This is a genomic window from Agromyces sp. NPDC058110 (assembly GCF_042884735.1).
GTDB lineage: Bacteria > Actinomycetota > Actinomycetes > Actinomycetales > Microbacteriaceae > Agromyces.
This window is the reverse complement of the sequence record NZ_JBHVTI010000002.1, coordinates 486,716-506,405: the sequence shown is the minus strand read 5'-3', so window position 1 is coordinate 506,405 and position 19,690 is coordinate 486,716. Positions and strand designations below refer to the sequence as shown.

At 72.6% G+C, this 19,690-nt stretch carries 20 protein-coding genes; 5 read left to right on the top strand and 15 right to left on the bottom strand.

From position 1 onward, the window contains the following. Positions 1-46: 46 nt before the first annotated feature. Entirely contained in the window at positions 47-778 is a 732-nt protein-coding gene (locus tag ACFVS8_RS06880) for a ZIP family metal transporter (RefSeq protein WP_387059346.1), read from the bottom strand. Positions 779-780: 2 nt separating this feature from the next. Next, a complete protein-coding gene (locus ACFVS8_RS06875) occupies positions 781-2,745 on the bottom strand; it encodes a DUF2207 family protein (protein ID WP_387059343.1) in 1,965 nt (654 codons plus the stop codon). Positions 2,746-2,823: 78 nt separating this feature from the next. On the opposite strand from ACFVS8_RS06875, the gene ACFVS8_RS06870 reads away from it, so the two are divergent. Together ACFVS8_RS06870 and mmuM are read left to right on the top strand one after the other, a co-directional pair. Then, positions 2,824-3,102: a metal-sensitive transcriptional regulator gene (locus tag ACFVS8_RS06870; protein WP_092968329.1), complete on the top strand. Its 279-nt coding sequence runs from the start codon at positions 2,824-2,826 to the stop codon at positions 3,100-3,102. Then, positions 3,095-4,006 (top strand): homocysteine S-methyltransferase, encoded by a 912-nt coding sequence (gene mmuM / locus ACFVS8_RS06865; RefSeq protein WP_387059339.1) that lies wholly within the window; start codon positions 3,095-3,097, stop codon positions 4,004-4,006. The genes ACFVS8_RS06870 and mmuM overlap by 8 nt, the downstream gene beginning before the upstream one ends. A 37-nt stretch (positions 4,007-4,043) precedes the next feature. On the opposite strand, the gene ACFVS8_RS06860 is transcribed toward mmuM, so the two are convergent. From ACFVS8_RS06860 to ACFVS8_RS06830, 7 genes are all read right to left on the bottom strand, one after another. After that, entirely contained in the window at positions 4,044-4,964 is a 921-nt protein-coding gene (locus tag ACFVS8_RS06860; protein WP_387059336.1) for a glycerophosphodiester phosphodiesterase, read from the bottom strand. Between the two features lie 59 nt (positions 4,965-5,023). Beyond that, a complete protein-coding gene (locus ACFVS8_RS06855) occupies positions 5,024-6,550 on the bottom strand; it encodes an SDR family oxidoreductase (protein ID WP_387059333.1) in 1,527 nt (508 codons plus the stop codon). Between the two features lie 54 nt (positions 6,551-6,604). Continuing rightward, positions 6,605-6,844, bottom strand: a complete 240-nt coding sequence (locus ACFVS8_RS06850) for a hypothetical protein (RefSeq protein WP_387059330.1) — start codon at positions 6,842-6,844, stop codon at positions 6,605-6,607. Positions 6,845-6,851: 7 nt separating this feature from the next. Then, positions 6,852-7,712, bottom strand: a complete 861-nt coding sequence (locus tag ACFVS8_RS06845; protein WP_387059327.1) for an aldehyde dehydrogenase family protein — start codon at positions 7,710-7,712, stop codon at positions 6,852-6,854. Beyond that, positions 7,709-9,313, bottom strand: a complete 1,605-nt coding sequence (locus ACFVS8_RS06840; RefSeq protein ID WP_387059324.1) for an aldehyde dehydrogenase family protein — start codon at positions 9,311-9,313, stop codon at positions 7,709-7,711. Before ACFVS8_RS06840 ends, ACFVS8_RS06845 begins: the two co-directional genes overlap by 4 nt. 16 nt (positions 9,314-9,329) lie before the next feature. Further along, entirely contained in the window at positions 9,330-10,337 is a 1,008-nt protein-coding gene (gene deoC / locus ACFVS8_RS06835) for a deoxyribose-phosphate aldolase (protein WP_387059321.1), read from the bottom strand. A gap of 64 nt (positions 10,338-10,401) precedes the next feature. Further along, entirely contained in the window at positions 10,402-11,346 is a 945-nt protein-coding gene (locus ACFVS8_RS06830) for a sugar-binding transcriptional regulator (RefSeq protein WP_387059318.1), read from the bottom strand. A 117-nt stretch (positions 11,347-11,463) separates the two neighbouring features. Here ACFVS8_RS06830 and ACFVS8_RS06825 point away from each other — a divergent pair, with 117 nt between their 5' ends. Beyond that, positions 11,464-12,396, top strand: coding sequence for an ROK family protein (locus ACFVS8_RS06825; RefSeq protein ID WP_387059315.1), 933 nt, complete (start codon positions 11,464-11,466; stop codon positions 12,394-12,396). 128 nt (positions 12,397-12,524) lie between these two features. Beyond that, a complete protein-coding gene (locus ACFVS8_RS06820; protein WP_387059312.1) occupies positions 12,525-13,220 on the top strand; it encodes a hypothetical protein in 696 nt (231 codons plus the stop codon). A 46-nt stretch (positions 13,221-13,266) separates the two neighbouring features. Here the strand turns inward: ACFVS8_RS06820 and ACFVS8_RS06815 are convergent, their stop codons facing one another. The 5 genes from ACFVS8_RS06815 to truB all read right to left on the bottom strand — a co-directional run bounded on the left by ACFVS8_RS06815 (position 13,267) and on the right by truB (position 17,269). Further along, complete coding sequence (locus ACFVS8_RS06815) at positions 13,267-14,499, bottom strand: CynX/NimT family MFS transporter (protein ID WP_387059309.1); 1,233 nt, start codon at positions 14,497-14,499, stop codon at positions 13,267-13,269. Next, positions 14,496-15,425, bottom strand: coding sequence for a bifunctional riboflavin kinase/FAD synthetase (locus ACFVS8_RS06810; RefSeq protein WP_387059307.1), 930 nt, complete (start codon positions 15,423-15,425; stop codon positions 14,496-14,498). The genes ACFVS8_RS06815 and ACFVS8_RS06810 overlap by 4 nt, the downstream gene beginning before the upstream one ends. Continuing rightward, positions 15,422-15,868, bottom strand: coding sequence for a hypothetical protein (locus ACFVS8_RS06805; protein WP_387059764.1), 447 nt, complete (start codon positions 15,866-15,868; stop codon positions 15,422-15,424). Before ACFVS8_RS06805 ends, ACFVS8_RS06810 begins: the two co-directional genes overlap by 4 nt. 112 nt (positions 15,869-15,980) lie before the next feature. Further along, on the bottom strand, positions 15,981-16,349 hold the full coding sequence (locus tag ACFVS8_RS06800; protein WP_387059304.1) for a hypothetical protein: 369 nt from the start codon (positions 16,347-16,349) through the stop codon (positions 15,981-15,983). Then, complete coding sequence (gene truB, locus ACFVS8_RS06795; protein WP_387059301.1) at positions 16,346-17,269, bottom strand: tRNA pseudouridine(55) synthase TruB; 924 nt, start codon at positions 17,267-17,269, stop codon at positions 16,346-16,348. Before truB ends, ACFVS8_RS06800 begins: the two co-directional genes overlap by 4 nt. Before the next feature lie 183 nt (positions 17,270-17,452). Between truB and ACFVS8_RS06790 the strand changes: the two genes are divergently transcribed. After that, entirely contained in the window at positions 17,453-18,451 is a 999-nt protein-coding gene (locus ACFVS8_RS06790; protein ID WP_387059298.1) for a ketopantoate reductase family protein, read from the top strand. 158 nt (positions 18,452-18,609) lie between these two features. Here ACFVS8_RS06790 and ACFVS8_RS06785 read toward each other — a convergent pair. Beyond that, positions 18,610-19,690, bottom strand: a 1,081-nt coding sequence (locus ACFVS8_RS06785; RefSeq protein WP_387059296.1) for a hypothetical protein, incomplete at its 5' end; no start/stop codon positions are given.

The window sequence follows — 19,690 nt, the reverse complement described above, 5'->3', positions numbered from 1 at the left end:
GCGGAGCGAGGGCCGCGCGCGATGCTCGTTCCGCGCCCGTCGCCGCTCAACCCGCGACGTGCACGGCGTAGCTCAGCAGGAACCCGGTGGTCGCGAGCAGGCCCGTGAAGGCGTGCGTCGTGCGGAACGCCTCGGGGATCATCGTGTCGCAGATCATGGCGAGGATCGCGCCGGCGGCGAGCGCCGTGATGAACGCCGTGAGGCCGCCGCTCGCACCGTCGAGCAGCACGAAGCCGAGGAGCGCCGCGATCGCGCTGGCGACGGCGATGCCCGTCCAGAGCAGGAAGACGTACCTCGCGCCGCGCCCCTCCTGCTTCAGGGCCGCGGTGCTCGAGAGCCCCTCGGGCACGTTCGAGATGACGATGGCCACGAGCACCGGCACACTGACGCCGGTGCCGCCGACCATGCTGAGGCCGAGCACCGCCGACTCGGGCACGCCGTCGAGCAGGGCGCCGAGCGCGATGCCGACGCCCGTGCCGCTGTCTTCTCCCTTGCCGCGCGGATTGCGCTGGTCGAACCGGTCGAGCAGGGTGTTCGCGAGCACGTACACGACCGCGCCGACCGCGAACCCGCCGACCGTCGGCCAGAATCCGCCCTCGTCCTGCGCCTCCAGCACGAGGTCGTACGCGAGCGCCGAGATGAGCACGCCGGAGCCGAACGCCATGACCGAGGCGACGATCGTCGCCGGCACCTTGACGAACCACGCGATCGCCGCGCCGACGACCAGCGCGCCGCCCGCGACGAGTCCGGCCATCGCGGCCCAGAACCAGTCCCCCACGATCAGACCCCTCCGCCGCCTCCGCCGCCTCCGCCGCCGCCCGACGACCCCCCGCCGCCGGAACCCGACGACGACGAACTCGACGACGACCCCGACCACGACGTGGTCGACGTGGTCGTGAACGCGGAGACCGCGACCGCGAACCTGGCCGCGTCGAAGGCCGAGGAGCCGGCGTACCAGCCGGGCTCCTGCCCGGTCACCTCGTAGAGCGACGCGAGTTCGCGCAGCCACTGCTTCTCGAGGCCGAAGAGCGCGGCGTACGGCAGCAGGCGCTCGGTGAGGCGGAGCACCTCGGCCGGGTCGGCCGAGCCGACCGGCGCGGACGCGGATGCCGCGGCATCCGTCCCCGGGGGCACCCCGGCGGCCGGGGCGGCGCGCACGGGGTCGCGGAGCGCGCCGGTCGGGCTCTGCAGCATGCGGATGCGGTCGGCCTCGGCGAGCCGGATGAACAGTCGCAGGCCCTCGAGGTGGTCTCGGAGCCTGCGGCCCTCGACCGTGAGCGGTCGCACGCCGACGACCGTGACGATCACCGCGAACGCCGCGAAGCCTGCGGCGAAGAGCGTGAGGAACGGCCATCCGCCGCCCATGACCTGCTCGAGCGCGATCACCGCGGCGATGAACGCGCCGACCGCCGCGAGGCCCGCGAGCACGGCGAGCAGGATGCGGGTGCCGACCATGGGGCTGCGGCGGAGCCCGGTCTCGACGACCCGGTGCGCGATCGCCGAACGTATCGCGAGCAGCCGCTTGCCGAGCGCCGTCGACTTGGAGTCCAGCGCGCGCTCCTGCCCGACGGTCGGGTAGTCGCTGAAGAGCGCCCGCACGACCGACTGGGCGTCGAGGTCGCCGAGCGGACCGCCCAGGAACTGCACCGAGTACTTCTTGCCGCCGCGGTCGAGGATGCGCACCTCGCGGGCGACCGCCCGCTCGAGGATCGTCGCGGTGACCCCGCGCGACGGCTGGCCGACGAGGTCGGCGGCCACCAGCGCGCTGACGCCCTCCGGCGGTTCGTACTGCGCGATGATCGTGCCGCGGGGCGCGCTGCGCCACCTCGTGAGCCGGAGCACCAGGGCGAGCACGAACATCGCGAGCGCGATGGCCGCGAACACGGCCGAGGCGACCGCGGCGGGCGACGAGGTGAAGGCCTCGTCGCGCGGCTCGAAGGTGCCGGGCTCGAAGGCGGCGGCGATCGTCAGGTTCTCGTACGGCCCGACCGCGTCGGCCTGCGCGACGAGCAGGGGCTGCTCGGCGGTCTCGCCCCGCTGCAGGGTCTCGCACGGCGTGCCGCTGCCGGCACTGCCGCGGTAGCACGCGGCACCCCCGGTGAATGCCGCGGCGAGCGACTCGTCGACGCGGAGCTCGGCGCGCACGACGCCGAACGGCTGCGCCCACCCGGTGCCGTTCACGTCCCAGTAGAACTCGTCGACGACCGCGTCGTCGGGCTGGAGGGTGACGTTGTGCTGGCGATAGGCGATGACGTAGGTCTGCTCGCCGTGCACGTACGCATCGCCGGCGATCGTGACGAGCAGGAACTCGCCGTCGTCGTCCTCCTCAGTGCTGAACGCGCGCGGATGCCCCGCGGCATCCGTCACCGTCTGCACCTGCACGTCGACGGGGTGCCCGTCGTAGTCGAGCGGGATGGCCCGCCGGATGCCGCGGTTCTGGTCGAACTCGGGGAAGACCGCGACGAGCGTCTCGGTCGTGTCGAGCACCGACCGCCCGTCGACGTCGCGCCCGAGCTCGTACACGGCGTCGAACGACGCGAACGTGAAGTCGTCGACCCCCGCCGGCAGTGCGGCGACCGCGGAGGTCGCGGCGGTCGCGGATGTCGCGGATGTCGCGAGCGCCGGCCGACCGGAGTCGACCGCGGTCGTCGATCGGGGCGCAGCTCCGGCCGCGGTCGCCGGGGCGACGGCCACGGACAGGGCGAGCAGCGCGGCCGCCGCACCGCGGAGCAGGCGGGTCGTCATGCGCCAACGCTAGCGCCTCGCGCGCGAACGGGGCACGGTACCCCCCGGGGTACGGCCGCCCCGGGATACCATGGAGAGGTGATCGAGGACATCAAGAAGCGCGCACTGCACCGCACGAAGATCATCGAGGGGCAGCTCCGAGGCATCGAGAAGATGATCGAGAACGAGGACTACTGCGTCGACATCATCACGCTCTCGCTGGCCGTGCAGAAGTCGCTCGGCTCGCTCAACAAGCTCCTCGTCGAGAACCACCTGCGCACGCACGTCAGCGAGATGTACGACGCCGGCGGCGAGCAGCGCGAGGCCGCGGTCGCCGAGCTGATCCGCATCTTCGAGCTGTCGAACAACCGTGGGTGACGAGGGCGTCGACGGCGCCGACGCGCTGCTCGACGGCCTCGCCTCGCGCCCGCTCGTCGTCGACGGCGGCCTCGGCACGCTGCTCGCCGGCCGAGGAGCGGATGTCTCGGCGCCGCTCTGGAGCGCGCAGACCCTGATCGAGCAGCCCGAGGCGATCCTCGCCGCGCACCGCGACTACTTCGCCGCCGGCGCCGACGTCGCCGTGACCTCGTCGTACCAGGTGTCCGAGAGCGGGTTCGCCCTCGCCGGTCGCGACGCCGCGGAGGCGAGGCGCATGCTCGCGCGGAGCGTCGAGCTCGCCGCGCGCGCCCGCGACGAGGCGGGCGCCGGCTGGGTCGCCGCCTCGATCGGCCCCTACGGCGCCTCCCTCGCCGACGGCTCCGAGTACCGGGGCGACGACCGGCTCTCGGTCGCCGAGCTGCGCGCATGGCACCACGACCGCCTGCGGATCCTGGCCGACTCCGGCGCCGACCTCGTGGCGGTCGAGACCATCCCGTCGCTCCGCGAGGTGGAGGCGTTGCTGCACGAGCTCGACGGCGCCGCCGTACGTGCCTGGCTCTCGGTCACGCCCGACGGCGAGCGCCTGCGCACCGGCGAGCCGCTCGCCGACGCGTTCGGGCTGGCCGCGGCATCCGACCGGGTCGTCGCCGTCGGCGTGAACTGCTGCCCGCCCGAGCAGGTGCTGGCCGCCGTCGGGATCGCCCGCTCAGTGACCGGCAAGCCCGTCGTTGCCTACCCGAACAGCGGCGAGACGTGGAACGCGACGACGCGCACCTGGCACGGCACCTCCGGGTTCGACGCCGGGCTCGTGCGGGCCTGGCGCGACGCCGGTGCCGGGCTCGTCGGCGGATGCTGCCGCACGACGCCCGCCGACATCGCCGCGATCGCGGCCGCCCTGGCCTGAGCCGGGCCGGCCGCCGCCCGGTCGACGACGCGAGGGCTCACGTGCCCGGCGCCGTCACCGCCAGCCACTCGTCGAGCTCGCTCGGTTCGTCGGTGATGATGCCGTCGACGCCGAGCGCGCCGACCTCCTCCCACTTCTCATGGGAGTTCAGCGTGTAGCAGAGCACGGCCACCTCGGCCTCGTGCAGCTCCTCGAGCGCCTGGGGCTGTGCGACGACGGACTTCGCGGTCGTGCCGAACCCCACGAGGCCCAGTCGCTGGGCGAGCGGCACCGGGTCGGCCGGCAGCTCGCGGATCAGCATGATGCGCGGCGTCGACGGCGAGATCCGCTGCAGCGCGAAGAGGGTCTCGAGGCTGAAGCTCTGCAGCACCACGCGCCCGCGCAGTCCGTGGCGCTCGATCCGGTCGACGACGGTGCGCACCTCATCGCCCGTCCAGTCGGCCTTCAGCTCGACGAGGGCGCGGGCGTCGGGGCGCTCGGCGAGGGCGGTGAAGAATTCGTCGAGCGTCGGCATCCGCTCCCCCGCGAAGGCCGGGCCGTACCAGGCGCCGACGTCGAGGGCGCGGAGCTCTGCCGCGTCGAGGTCGCCGACCGAGCGGTGGTCGCCCGTGATGCGCTCCAGGTCGGTGTCGTGGAACAGCATCGGCTCGCCGTCGCGGCTGAGCTGCACGTCGGTCTCGACGTAGGCGAGACGGTCCATCGCGAGCTCCAGCGAGGTCATCGTGTTCTCGGGGGCGCTCGCGCGATCGCCGCGGTGGCCGACGATGAACGCGGGCTCACCCGGGCCACGAAGTGCGCCGAACACGTCGCGCGCCGTGGCGCTCGTGGGGATGCCGATGACGATGAGCAGGGCGGAGACGGATGCCACGCCGACGGCGCCGAGCAGCACGCGGACGGGGCGCCTCGGCGGGTGGGCGAGGCGGTGCAGCAGGCGGGTCACGGGTTCGGGCCTTTCCACCGATCGCGCCTCCTTGCGCGATGGTGCCCGTTACTCTAGCAAACGGCGTTACCGTTTCGTTATCTTTTTCTGGCGCGCTCGTCGGCCTCCGCCTCGGCCGTGATGCGGTTCGCCATGCCCGAGAAGATGACGCCGTGGAACGGCAGGATGCCCCACCAGTACAGCCGCCCCGCGAGCCCTCTCGGGAAGAAGACGGCGCGCTGGCGGTAGCGCGAGCCGCCGGGCGTGCTGCCGCTCGACCAGTGGCTCGACGCGTCGCCCGGATCGCCGGGCCGGCCGGTCGCCTCCGAGGCCGACAGCTCGAGCCACGCCCGGCCCGGAACCCGCATCTCGGCCCTCAGGCGCAGGAAGGAGCCGCGTTCGATGGCCTCCACGCGCCAGAAGTCGACGGCGTCGCCGACGTGCAGCGTGTCGGGGTCGAGGCGACCCCGGCGCAGTCCTACGCCGCCCGTGAGCTTGTCGATCCACCCCCTGAGCGCCCACGCGAGCGGGAACGAGTACCAGCCGTTCTCGCCGCCGACGCCCTCGATGACGCGCCACAGCGCAGCGGGGGCCGCCCGCGACATCCGCTCGCGCTCGTCGACGAACACCGTGTGCCCCGCCCATTCGGGATCGCTCGGCAACGGGTCGCTCGGCGCCCCGGCGACCTCGGCGTTGCGCCAGCTCGTCTCGACCTCGCCCGCCCGCTCGCGCTCGAGCGCGAGGCGCACCGCCGTGCGATACGGCAGCAGCCCCTCGGCGGGCGGCGGGATGACCGCGTCGATGTCGTGGTCGTGCATGACGCAGTCGAACTGCAGCGACTCGATGATCGGCACCGCCAGGCGCCGGGGGATCGGCGTCACGAGGTTGACCCATTGCCCCGCGAGCCACGGCGTCAGCACGGGCAGCGCGGCGATTGGTCGCTGCGGCAGCCCGGCCTCGACCGCGTAGCCGTTCATGAGCTGTCCGTAGCGGTACACGTCGGGGCCGCCGATGTCGAAGGCGCGGTTCACGTCGGGCGGCACGTCGACGGCCGCGATCAGGTAGTGCAGCACGTCGCGGACCGCGATCGGCTGGATGAGGCTGCGCACCCACCTGGGGGCCGGCATGTACGGCAGCACCTCGGTGAGGTGCCGGATCATCTCGAACGAGGTCGACCCCGACCCGATGACGACGCCCGCCTGCAGCACGATCGTCGGGACGCCCGACGCGAGCAGGATCTCGCCGACCGCGGCGCGCGACCGCAGGTGACGAGAGAGCCTCCCCTCCGGATGCAGCCCGCCGAGGTAGACGATGCGTCGGACGCCGTGCCGGAACGCGGCATCGCCGACGCCGCGGGCGATCTCGAGCTCGACCGCCTCGAAGTCGCCGCGACCGCCCATCGAGTGCACGAGGTAGTAGACGGCCTCGACGCCCGCCATCGCGCGATCGACGGCGTCGGGATCGGCGAGGTCGCCGGCCACGACGTCGAGCGACGCGGCCCACGGCACGTCGCGCAGGCGCTCGGGGCGCCGCACGAGCACGCGCACCTCGTGGCCCGCCGCGAGCAGCCGCGGCACGAGCCGACCGCCGATGTACCCGGTCGCGCCCGTCACGAGGATCCGCACGTCGCCCCCTCGATTCGTGGCGCGCGGCCCTCGGCCGCGCTCGTGGCGCAGCCCTCAGCCGCGCTCGTTCCCCCGACGATAGTTGCCGCTCGCCCTGGCCAACAGGTGCTGCACCCGGGAATCGTCTGCACGTTGCAGCGCGTCGATGAGTCGCGCGGCGTCGCCGCCACCCACCGTCATCACGGGCCGGCCGCCGCGATACACGATCACGCCGCCCCGGCCCGTGAGCCGGTAGTCGAACGGGTCGGACTCGAGCCTGCCCCGTTCGTCGGACGCGCCCCTCCGCCCCGACATCGAACGCCTACTTCATGCTCTTCGTGTGCCAGACCGTCTTCGTCTCGGTGAACGCGGTGATGCGCCCGAGCGCCGGCGCCGCGGCATCCGTGCCCTGCTCGGGACGCAGCACGCGCTTCAGCGTGTCGGCCGCGGCGATCTCGAGGTCGACCCAGTCGAGGTCGCCCGCACCGACGAGGTCGAGCGCGTTCACGTCGGCGTGGCTCGCGAGCCACGGTGCGATCTCGGCGGGCGAGCCGGTGAGCACGTTGACCACGCCCTTGGGCACGTCGCTCGTGGCGAGCACCTCGGAGAGGCTGATCGCCGACAGCGGGTACCGCTCGCTCGCGACGACGACGACCGCGTTGCCCGCGACGAGCGCCGGGGCGACGGCCGAGACGAAGCCGAGCAGCGACGAGTCCTGCGGCGCCACGATCGCGACGACGCCGGTCGGCTCGGGCACCGAGATGTTGAAGTACGGGCCCGCGACCGGGTTCGCGTTGCCGGCGACCTGGGCGAACTTGTCGGCCCAGCCCGCGTACCAGACCCAGCGGTCGATGGCCTCGTCGACCTGGGCGGATGCCGCGGCGCGGGTCGCGCCCTCGGCCTCCTCGATCTCGGCGACGAACTGGGCGCGACGGCCTTCGAGCACCTCGGCGATGCGGTACAGCACCTGGCCACGGTTGTAGGCGGTCGCCCCCGCCCATGCGCCGACGCCCGACCTGGCAGCGACGACCGCGTCGCGGGCGTCTTTGCGCGAGGCCTTCGCGGCGTTCGCGAGGAACGACCCGTCGGCGGCGAGGATCTCGTAGGTGCGCCCCGACTCGCTGCGCGGGAACGCGCCGCCGATGTAGAGCTTGTAGGTCTTCGGCACGGCGAGGCGGCTCATCGCTTCGTTCCCTTCGTGGCGGCCTGTTCTGATCGGCGCTGTGCAGGTCGTGCGGCACGCGTGCGGCGCGGCTTCTTCTCGGGCTCGGATGCCGGCGCGGCTGCAGCCGATGCCGCGACCGCGGCACGCGACGAACCCCGCGAGACGGCCGCCTGGCCGCCGATGGGGGCGGGTGCGAGGTACGCGGCGAGTCCGTGACGGCCGCCCTCGCGGCCGTAGCCCGACTCCTTGTAGCCGCCGAAGGGCGACGCCGGGTCGAACCGGTTGAAGGTGTTCGCCCACACGACGCCGGCGCGCAGCTGGTCGGCGACGGCGAGGATGCGGCTGCCCTTGTCGGTCCAGACGCCGGCCGACAGGCCGTACGGGGTGTTGTTGGCCTTCGCGATGGCCTCGGCGGGCGTGCGGAACGTGAGCACCGAGAGCACCGGGCCGAAGATCTCGTCGCGCGCGATGCGGCTCGAGGTCTGCACGCCCGTGAAGATCGTGGGCGCGTACCAGAACCCGTTCTCGGGGATCTCGCACGGCGCGGTCCAGCGCTCGGCGCCCTCGGCCTCGCCGATGTCGGACAGCTCGCGGATGCGCTCGAGCTGCTCGCGCGAGTTGATCGCGCCGATGTCGGTGTTCTTGTCGAGCGGGTCGCCGAGGCGCAGCGTCGACAGTCGGTTCTTCAGCCGGTCGACGACCTCGTCGTGGATGTTCTCCTGCACGAGCAGGCGGGAACCGGCGCAGCACACGTGGCCCTGGTTGAAGAAGATGCCGTTCACGATGCCCTCGATCGCCTGGTCGATGGGCGCGTCGTCGAAGACGATGTTCGCCGCCTTGCCGCCGAGCTCGAGGGTGACCTTCTTCTCGGTGCCGGCGACCTGCTTGGCGATCGCACGGCCGACGGCCGTCGATCCGGTGAAGGCGACCTTGTCGACGCCGTCGTGCGCGACAAGTGCCGCGCCCGTGTCGCCCGCCCCGGTGATGATGTTCACGACGCCGGCGGGCAGGTCGGCCTGCTGGAGGATCTCGGCGAAGATGAGCGCCGTGAGCGGCGTCGTCTCGGCGGGCTTCAGCACGACCGTGTTGCCGGCGGCGAGCGCCGGGGCGATCTTCCAGGCGAGCATGAGCAGCGGGAAGTTCCACGGGATCACCTGCGCGGCGACGCCGAGTGCGCGGGGGTTCGCGCCGAGGCCCGCGTGGTCGAGCTTGTCGGCCCAGCCCGCGTAGTAGAAGAACCACGCGGCGACGAGCGGCACGTCGACGTCGCGCGACTCCTTGATGGGCTTGCCGTTGTCGAGGGACTCTGCGACGGCGAGCTCGCGGGCCCGCTCCTGCACGAGGCGCGCGATGCGGAAGAGGTACTTGCCGCGGTCGCGCCCGCTCATCTTCGACCAGACGCGGTCGTAGGCGCGGCGGGCGGCGGCGACGGCGAGGTCGACATCGGCCTCGTTCGCGTTCGAGACGGTCGCGATGCGGGCCTCGGTCGCGGGCGAGATGGTCTGGAACGGCTCGCCGCGGCCGTCGACGAACTCGCCGTCGATGAAGAGGCCGTACTGGTCGCGCAGGTTCAGCAGCGCCGTCGATTCGGGCGCGGGTGCGTATTCGAGGAAGCTCATGGTTCGGTGTCTCGTCTCAGTCGATTGTGACGTAGTCGGGGCCGGAGTAGTGCGAGGTGGTCAGCTTCTGGCGCTGCAGCAGCACGTCGTTCAGCAGGCTCGAGGCGCCGAAGCGGAACAGGTGCGGCACGAGCCACTCCTCGCCCACCGTCTCGGCGACGGTCACGAGGTACTTGATCGCGTCCTTCGAGGTGCGGATGCCGCCCGCCGGCTTCACGCCGATGCGCTGGCCGGTCGCGAGGTGCCAGTCGCGCACGACCTCGAGCATCAGCAGCGTCACGGGAAGGGTGGCGGCCGACGGCACCTTGCCCGTCGAGGTCTTGATGAAGTCGCCGCCCGCGAGGATCGAGAGCCACGACGCGCGCCGCACGTTGTCGTAGGTCACGAGCTCGCCGGTCTCGAGGATGACCTTGAGGCTCGCGCTCGTGCCGTCGGCGCGACGGCACGCCTCCTTCACGGCGGCGATCTGGTCGAACACCTGGCCGTAGCGGCCCGCGAGGAACGCGCCGCGGTCGATGACCATGTCGATCTCGTCGGCGCCGGCGGCGACCGCCTCGGCGGTGTCTGCGAGCTTGATCTCGAGCGACGAACGGCCGCTCGGGAACGCCGTCGCGACGGCGGCGACGGAGATGAGCCCGTCGTCGGGGTCGCCGTGGGCGCCGCCCAGCGCGTCGACCGCGGAGGGCACCATGTCGCCGTACACGCAGACCGCGGCGACGCGCGGCGTCGTGGCGTCCGCGGGGTCGGGGTTCAGCGCCTTCGCGACGAGCGAGCGCACCTTGCCGGGCGTGTCGGCGCCCTCGAGGGTCGTGAGGTCGATGAGCCGGATGACGCGGTCCAGCGCCCAGGCCTTCGAGGTCGTCTTGATGCTGCGGGTGCCGAGCCCGGCCGCGCGCTGCTCGAGGCCGACCGCGTCGACGCCCGGGATGCCGTGCAGGTACCTGCGCAGCGTCGCGTCGTCGGGTTCGCCGCCGAGCACGGCGAGCGCGCGCTCCCTGGCGGTGATGAGGGATGTGCCTGTCATGGTGAGGACCTGGCTTTCGAGAGTTCGAGGTGCGGGAGTGGTCGGCGTGCGCGCGCGGCGCGCGTCAGCCGTCGAGGAGATGGAGGGCGGTGGCCTCGTCGGTGACGAGCACCGAGCAGAGGCCGCTGCGCACGACCGCGTCGGCGACCGCGTGCTTGGCGCGGCCGGCGATCACGGCGATGCCGAGGGATGCCTCGCGCAGCTCGTCGAGCGTGAGCCCGACGGTCCGTGCGTCGAGGGCGGGGTCGACGATGTTGCCGTCGGAGTCGATGTAGCGGCCGACGACGTCGCCGACGGCGCCCTTGGCCACGAGCAGGTCGACGTCGGATTCGGCGAGGTAGCCGCTCTCGACGTGCACCGAGGTGTGGTCGGCGGCGCCCGCGCTGAACAGGTAGGCGTCGGCCGAGCGCGCCAGGTCGATGACGCCCGCGACGACGCGGTCGGACTCGATGGCGTGCTTGGTCTCGAGGCGTTCGAGTATGGCGGGGCTCGGCAGCAGCGTGGCGCTGCCGCCGCCCTTCTGCGCGATGCCCACGGCGGTCGCAGCAGCGGTGCCCGGGCGACGGTTGAGGCTCACGCCGCCGTTGATCTGCACGACGTTGACGCCGGTCGCCCACCCGTTGCGCAGGTGCTGCGAGATCTCGAACAGCGTGCGGCCCCAGCTCACGCCGAGCGTGCGCGGAACCGGTCGCAGGGCGGTGAGGTAGTCGGCCGCCGCCTGAGCGGTGCGCGCCTGCAGTTCTTCGGCGGAGGCGACTCCGGCCGAGGAGACCACGACGGCGTCGGTGAGCCCGCGCTCCTCGCGGAGGCGGCGCTCGATGGGCAGCCGCCGGGCGCGCGGGTGCAGGATCTCGATGCGGATGAAGCCCTCCTGCTTCGCCTGCGCGAGGAGTCGCCCGACCTTCCACCGGGTCAGCCGCAGCGCCTGCCCGATCTCGTCTTGGGTCTTGTTCTCCTCGTAGTAGAGCTCGGCCGCCCGGATCGAGAGGAGTTCGTCGATCTCGTCCACACCTGTCCTTCCGCTCCCTCCAAGGGTAGGCAGCCCGGCGCTCATCGGCAACACTCGCGTGCAATCGTGCTCAGATGAGCAGCAGGGCGGCGGATGTCGCAGCCTATGCTGATGGCCATGCCCACGTCTCTCGCGCTGGCCGTCGACTTCGGCGGCACCAAGGTCGAAGCCGCCCTCGTCGACGACCGCGGCACCGTGCTGGCCGCGTCGCGGCACCGTCGGCCCACCGGACCGACCGCGACGAGCGGCGAACTCGAGCAGGCCGTGCGCGAGGTCGTGCTCGGCGCCCGCGACGCGCTGCCCGCCGATGCGGCCCTCATCGGCGTCGGCATCGGCTCGGCCGGGCCCATCGGCGTCGCCCAGGGCACGGTCTCCCCGCTCAACGTGCCTACGTGGCGCGAGTACCCGCTCGCCGCGCTGGTCCGCGGGCTCGTGCCCGACGCACCGGTCGTGCTTCGCATGGACGGCGTCTGCATCGCCCTCGCCGAGCACTGGATCGGCGCCGGACGGGGCGCGCACAACCTGCTCGGCATGATCGTGTCGACGGGCGTCGGCGGCGGGCTCGTGCTCGGCGACCGTGCGGTGCCGAGCCCCACCGGCAACGGCGGCCACATCGGCCACATCGAGGTCGGCGGCTTCGACGACCCCTGCCCCTGCGGCGGACGCGGATGCCTCGAGGCCGTCGCCTCGGGTCCCCGCACCGTCGCGTGGGCGCGCGCGCAGGGATTCACCGGTGAGACCGGCGAGGATCTCGCCGCCGCGCACGCCGCGGGCGATCCGGTCGCCCTCGCGGCGGTCGAACGCGCCGGGACCGCGATCGGCCGCGCCGCGGCATCCGCCTCGAGCCTGCTCGACCTCGACGTCGTCGCGATCGGCGGGGGCTTCAGCCGGGTCTCCCCCGCGCTCTTCGAGCACGCTCGCGCCGCGCTGGCCGAGCGCGTCACGTTCACCTACGTCACCCGCACGCGCATCGTGCCGTCGGCGCTCTCCGACGAGGGCCCGCTCATCGGCGCGGCCGCGCTCGTGCACCGGCCCCACCTGGTCGTCTGAGCCGGTCTCGACCGATCCGGCAGCGACTTGACACGTGATCACCCGCCTCGCGATGCTGATCGCGCGAGAGTCGATCGTCGTGAACGTCGGCCTCGCACTCCACCCGAACGCACCGCAGGAGTTCTCCGATGGCCGACACCCGGGCCCGCCCTGACGCAACCGAGCCGACTCCACCGGTGTCGCTGGAAGGCCACGTCGCTGCGAATCCGGCGAACCGTGCGGCGTCGAGTGCGAACCTGACCCGGCACACCGAGAAGGTGTTCACCGTCGCGGTTGCATTGGCACTGACAGGCCTCACCTGGTGGGGCACCAGTGCCCCGATGCTGTTCCGAGCGCCTGCGACGAGCACGACGGGCGGCCCAGCCGAGTCGGGCGCCTACGTCTACACCGCATCCGACCTCGACTTCGAGATCACCTTTCCGGGTCGCCCCGATGTGCTGCGGACGGAGATTCCCCTCGGGGACGGCGAGATCGCGAAGTACACGGTGTCCTGGTCGGACCCCTCTGGCATCTACGCGCTCGCCTATGCCAGCCATCCCACCGACGACGTCATCGACTCCGGGGCCGAGATCGGGCCGTCTGCACGCACGGTCCTCGAGGACAGCGTCGACGACATGGTCGCTGCCGCAGGTGGCGTGCTCCAGGAGTCGGTGGAGAGCACACTCGGCGGCGAACCGTCCCGAACGGGGATCATCGTCGTCGAGGGCGGCGAGATTCGCTTCACCGTGACCATCCGCGACGGAAATCCGATCGTCCTCACCTCCGGCGGCCGGTCTGCACAGTCGCTCGAACCGTTCGCCGAGACGCTGCACTTCATCGACTGAACCGGACCCGGGCGCCCGAGGCGACCGATTCCGGGAGCGCCGCGGGTCAGCGTTCGTCTTCGAGGTAGCCGGGCCTGGCCGCGAGGAAGCCGGCGATCGCCGCCGGCACCGCGGTCGCCGCGAGGATCACGAGCGGCACCGTCCAGCCGTCGGTCGCCTCGTGCACGAGGCCGATGCCGATCGGCGCGACGGCAGCGATCAGGTAGCCGACCGACTGCACGACGCCGCTCAGCGCGATCGATCCGTCGTGCGTGCGCGTGCGCAGGTTGATGAGCACGAGCGCGAGCGGGAACAGCAACGGGCCGAGCCCGACGAGCGCGATCCAGAGCCAGACGGCCGCCCCTGGCGCGAGCAGCAGCCCGCCGTAGCCGAGCAGGAACGAGAGCACCGAGACGACGACCAGTGGGCGGACCATGCCGAAGCGCGCCGCGAAGATCGGCACGAGCAGCGCGGCCGGAAGCCCCATCGCGGCGAAGAGCGACAGCAGCGCACCCGCCTGCGCACTGGTCACGCCCGCGACGTCGACGACGATGCGCGGCAGCCAGGCGAACATGACGTAGGCGTTCACCGACGACACCGCGAAGATCGTCGCGAGCGACCACGCGATCGGCGAGCGCAGGGCGCGCCGCACTTGCCCGCCCTCGGCCTCCTCGGGCATCTCGGCGGGAGCGCCGGCACGCGGGTGCACCAGCAGCGCGATCCACGGCACGAGCGCGACGAGGGCGACCACCGCCCACTCGCCGAGCGAGACGCGCCAGCCCGCGGCATCCGCCACCGGCACGGCGATGAGGGGCGGCACGAAGGTGCTCACCGAGATGATCGACACGTAGAGCGTCGTGACGAGCCCGACCCGATCGGAGAAGTACCGCTTGACGAGCGGCGGCAGCAGCACGTTGCCGACCCCGACCGCGGCGAAGACGACGACGCTCGCGGCGATGAGCGTGACCTGCTCGGGCGCGAGCCCGCGCCCGAGCAGCCCGATCGCGAGCAGGGCCAGCGCGAGAACCGCCAGGCGCTCGAGCCCCAGGCGCTTCGCGATGATCGGGGTCAGGATGCCGAAGAGCGCGAAGCACAGGGGCGGGAGCATGCCGAGCAGCCCGACCAGTGCGGGTGGCAGCGGGATGTCGGCGTCGATCTCGGCGATGATGGGCGACAAGGAGGCGACGCCCGTGCGCAGGCTCGCCGCCACCAGCAGGATGCCGAGCAGCGCCAGCGTGCGCCCCGGCCACAGCGGCCTCGGCGGCTCACCCGACGGGATCGCCGGGATGGCCCCGGTCACGCGAGGATCTGCTTCGCGCGCTCGACGTCGCCGCGCATCGTCTCGATGAGGTCGGGGATGCTCGTGAACGCGACCATGCCGCGGATGCGCTCGACGAACTCGACGTCGACGACGTGGTCGTACAGGTCGAGGTCGCGATCGAGCACGTACGCCTCGACCTGCTTCGGCGCGACGCCCTCGAACGTCGGGTTGTCGCCCACCGAGATCGCCGCCGGGTACCTGGTGCCCGCATCGGTCAGCCAGCCCGCGTAGACGCCGTCGGCGGGCACGAGGCCCTCTGACTCGGGTGTGAGGTTCGCCGTCGGGAAGCCCAGTTCGCGCCCCCGCTTGGCCCCGTGCACGACGATGCCCGACACGGTCGGCGTGTGCCCGAGGAGCGCGGTCGCGTGGCGCACGTCGCCCTCGGCGAGGATCTCGCGGATCCACGTCGACGACACCCGGCGCTCGCCCTCGGGCCGCACGTCGTCGACCACCTCGACCTCGAAGCCGTAGGTGCGGCCGAGCTCGATGAGCAGGTCGACGTCGCCCGCGCCCTTGGCGCCGTAGCGGAAGTCCTTGCCCACGAGCACGACCTTCGCGTCGAGCGCGTGCACGAGCACCCGCTCGACGAACTCGGTCGCCGGCACCGACGCCAGCGCGCGGTCGAAGGGCAGCAGCAGCGTCGCGTCGACGCCCGTGGTCGCCAGCAGCTCGAGCTTCTGCCGGTTGCTCACGAGCGGCTCGGGGCACTTGTCGGGGGCGAGCAGCGCGAGCGGGTTGCGGTCGAACGTGACCGCCGCCGTCACGAGCCCGCGCTCGTCGGCGATCGCGCGGATGCGCTCGATGAGCGCGCGGTGCCCCTGGTGCACGCCGTCGAACTTGCCGATGGTGACCGCGCTCGGCCCGAAGCCCGCGGGAACGCCGTCGATGCCCTTGAAGGTCTTCACGCGGCATCCGTTCCCGAGCGGTCGGCGGAGGGCTTCGATGCGGTCGCGGCGTCGCCCGGCTGCTGAGCGCCCGGCCGGTGCGTCGCGAGCCACCACATGCCGAGCACCGGGAGCACCAGCGGGATGAACAGGTACCCGCGGCCGAACCACGTCCACACCGTGTCGTGCGGGAACAGCTCGGGATCGAGGATGCTCAGAGCTCCGACGACGAGCACTCCGGTGAACTCGAACACGAGCGTCGCCCACGCGACGCGGTACCAGACCCGCCCCTGTCGCACGAGCGCGACGGTCGCCACGATGTACACGACCGCCGCGAGCGCCGAGAGGGTGTACGCGAGCGGCGCCTCGTCGAACTTCGTCGCGATCTGCAAGAACGACCGGCCCGTCGCGGCCAGGGCGAGCACGGCGTACACGGCCACGAGCACGCGGCCGACGCCGCTCATGCGCGACCGGGTCGGCGCGCCGGTGGCGGAGGAGTCGGCGGCGGCGGCGTTCACGGAGTTCGCGGTGTTCGCGGGCGATTCAGACATGTCGTTCGATTCTCTCAGACGCCGGTCAGGCCAGCTGCACGGTCCAGATCTGGAACATGCGGTACAGCATGACCGCCACGGCGAGCGCCCCGACGCCCAGCACGACCGTGCTCCACCTGCTGCGGTCGAGCAGCGCCCAGAAGATCGCCGCCGGCGGCACGAGCAGCGCCGCGAACAGGTACACGCCGAACTCGAGCGCATTGCCCGTCGGCACGTTGCCGAACGCGGGCGCGGCGATCGAGATCACGACCTGCACGATCAGGAGCAGCTCCACGAGCACGAGCGAGCCGTTCGACAGGTCGCTCGGCACGCGGCCCGCGAACCCGAGCACGATGCAGAGCAGCCCGGCCGCGATCGCGACCGCGAGCTGCACCCACATGAACCACTCGATCACGAGGCGTCCTCGGCCGGGAACCCGGCGACGACCTTGAGCGTCTCGCCGCGCCGCTCGACGATCGCGACCAGACGGCGGGCGCCGCTCTCCGCGACGGCGATCGCCGCGATCGGGGCGCCCTTCGCGGTCTCGGGCGCACCGGCCGCGTCGATGCGCTTGCCGTGGCCGAGGTCGATCGCCTGCTGGGCGTCGACGTGCACGACCGAGAGCGCCCGCTCCGCGGCATCCGCGGCACCGATGAGCGCCGATGCCACGTCGAGGTCGTCGAGCACGGATGCCTCGGCGACCTGGAACCGGCCGACGCGGGTCCTGCGCAGGGCCGTCAGGTGCCCGCCGACGTCGAGGTCGGCGCCGAGGTCGCGCGCGAGCGCCCGGATGTAGGTGCCCGAGGAGCACTCGACGCGCACGTCGACGTCGACGAACCCGTCGGCCTCGCCGCCCCGCCGCACGGCGAGCACGTCGAACGCCGAGATCGTGACGGTGCGGGCCTTCAGCTCGACCTGCTCGCCCTCGCGGACGCGCTGGTACGCACGCTTGCCGTCGACCTTGATCGCGCTCACCGCGCTCGGCACCTGCTCGATGACGCCCGTCAGCTCCGCGACGCCCGTCGCGATGCGCGCGTCGTCGACCGCGTCGATCGCGTCGGCGGATGCCGCGTCGGTCAGTTCGCCCTCGGCGTCGTCGGTACTCGAACCCGCGCCGAGGCGGATCGTGGCGACGTACTCCTTGTCGAGGCCGACGAGGTACGTCAGCAGTCGTGTCGAGCCGTTCACGCCGAGCACGAGCAGGCCGGTCGCCATCGGGTCGAGTGTGCCGGCGTGCCCGACGCGGCGGGTTCCGGCGAGCCGGCGCGTGCGCGAGACCACGTCGTGGCTGGTGATGCCCTGCGGCTTGTCGACGAGGAGGATGCCGCTGTTCACGCCGTACAGGCTAACAGCCGGGAGTGTGCGGAGCCCGGCGCTCCCGACGTGACGGATGCCGGACGGACGACGGATGCCTGGCGGATGCCTGGCGGATGCCTGGCGGATGCCTGGCGGATGCCGCAGCCGGCGACCGTGCTGGCTGCGGTCCGCCGCGGCATCCGCTCGCCCTACGCTTGACGGGTGAGGATCGGGATCATCGGGGCCGGCGCGCTCGGCGGCACGTTCGCGGCGCTGCTCGCACGGGCCGGCCACGACGTCGAGGTCGCCGCGCGCCTTGCCGTGCTCGACGCGATCCGCGCGAACGGCATCCGGCTGAGCGGCGGGTACGGCGACGTGATCGCCGAGGTCACCGCCTCGGAGCGCTTGACGGTGCACCCCGAGCTCGTGCTCGTGTGCACCAAGGCCCAGGACGCCGAGGCCGCGATCGCGGCGAACCGCGGCCTCATCGACGGCGCACCCGTCGTCGTCGTGCAGAACGGCCTGGAGGGCGTCGACACCGCCGCGCGCCTGCTCCCCCGCTCGGACTGCTTCGGCCTGCTCTCGCTCATCGCGGCCGACCACTCCGAGCCCGGCGTCGTGCGTGTCGCGGCGACCGCCGAGAGCCGTCTCGGCCGGGGCGACGGGCCGGCCGACGCCGAGTCGATCCGGATCGCCGAGGTGCTGTCCGCCGCGGTGCCGGTGCATGCGGTTGACGACTTCCGTGGGGCGCAGTGGACCAAGCTCGTCGTGAACATGGTCAACGCGATCCCGGCGATCGTCGGCGGCACCCTCGGCGAGGTCGTCGCCGACCCCGGGCTGCTCGGCGTCCTCACGGCGTCGATGCACGAGTGCGTGCAGGTCGGCATCGCGAGGGGCGTGCGTTTCGGTGAACTGAACGGATTCGATGACGCGTCACTGCGCGAGTTCGCCTCGACGCCCGTCACCCGGGCTGCCGCGGTGCCCGCCGACCTGGTGGCGCGCATGGGGTGGGAGTCGAATCGCGGTTCCACCCAGCAGAGCCTGCGCCGAGGTCAGCAGACCGAGATCGACTTCCTGAACGGCGCCGTCGTGCGCGAGGCGACCATCGCCGCGCTCGACGCCCCCGTGAACGCGGCCTTGATGGCGCTGGTGCACGAGGTCGAGCGGTCGGGGCACTGGCTGCCCGCGTCGCGGGTGGTCGACCTGCTCGACGAGCGCTGACCGACTCGAGCGAGCGTCGCGCCCGCGCACGTCGCTCACTCCGGGTCGTGCCCGCGCGCGCCGTGCCCGCGCGCGCCCGTCGCGCACGCCGTCGGAGCCGTCTCAGAACGCGGAAGGGGGCCCGGCGAACCGGACCCCCTCCTCACTGCGCGATGTCGCTACGCGCGCTTGCGGCGCACGCGCGCGATGACCACGAATGCCGCGCCGGCGAGCACGATGATGCCCGCGACGATCGCGATCGTGGTTCCGGCGAAGCCGGTGCTCGCGAGACCGGTGCCGGTGCCGCCGCCGGTGTTCGCCAGCGGCACGCCGCCGTCGCCGCCGTCACCGTCGCCGCCGCCCGGCGGCACGACGGTCGGGCCGTTCGCGCAGTCGGGGGTGGCCGGCGGGTAGGCCAGCTCGACCGACATCTCGGGGTTGACGACGAGCGTCGCCGAGGTCACCGTGCGGGTCCACGCGAAGTTGCCGTCGGTCTCCTGCCACGTGCCGTCGGCGAGCTGCTCCCAGCCCGGCCATCCGGTCGGGGTCACGCCGTCCTCGGCGACCGAGGCGCCGGGCCAGAGCTGCTTGCCCGACAGTTTGCCGTCGACGAGTTCGCCGAGCTCGATCGTCTCGGTGTTCGTGCCGTCGCTCAGCACGAGCGACACGACGTCGCCCGTCGACTGGTGGTCGGGGTCGGTCAGCGCGACGTCGTAGAAGATCCACGGGGCGTCGGCCAGGCAGACGCCCGTCGCGACGGACCCGTCGAGCGTCGGCTGGATGCAGTCGGCGTCGTCGAGTGCGAACTCCCACACCGTTTTGACGTCGGCGGGGAACGCGAAGCCGGCCTTCGGTGCGGCGACCACGGTCACGACGCCGTCGGTCTCGCTCTGGCTCCAGTCGACCGTCTCGGTGTCCTCAGGAACGACGAGCACCTCGTTGTCGGGGCCGCACGCGTCGGCGAACGCGGGCTCGCCCTCGAGTTCGGTGAGGCAGGGCTCATCGTCGATCGTGAAGACCCAGGTCGTCTTCGCGCCCTCGGTGAACGTGGAGCCGGGCTTGGCCGTGGCCGTGACCGTGATCACGCCGTCGGCCTCGACGGAGGTCCACTCGATCGTGTCGGTGCTCTCGGGCACCGTGAGCTCGTGGTTGTCGGCGCCGCACTCGTCGGCGAAGGTGGGCTCGCCCACGACCTCGATGACGCAGGGCTCGTCGTTCACGTCGAACGTCCACGACGTCTTCGTGTCCGCCGGGAACGCG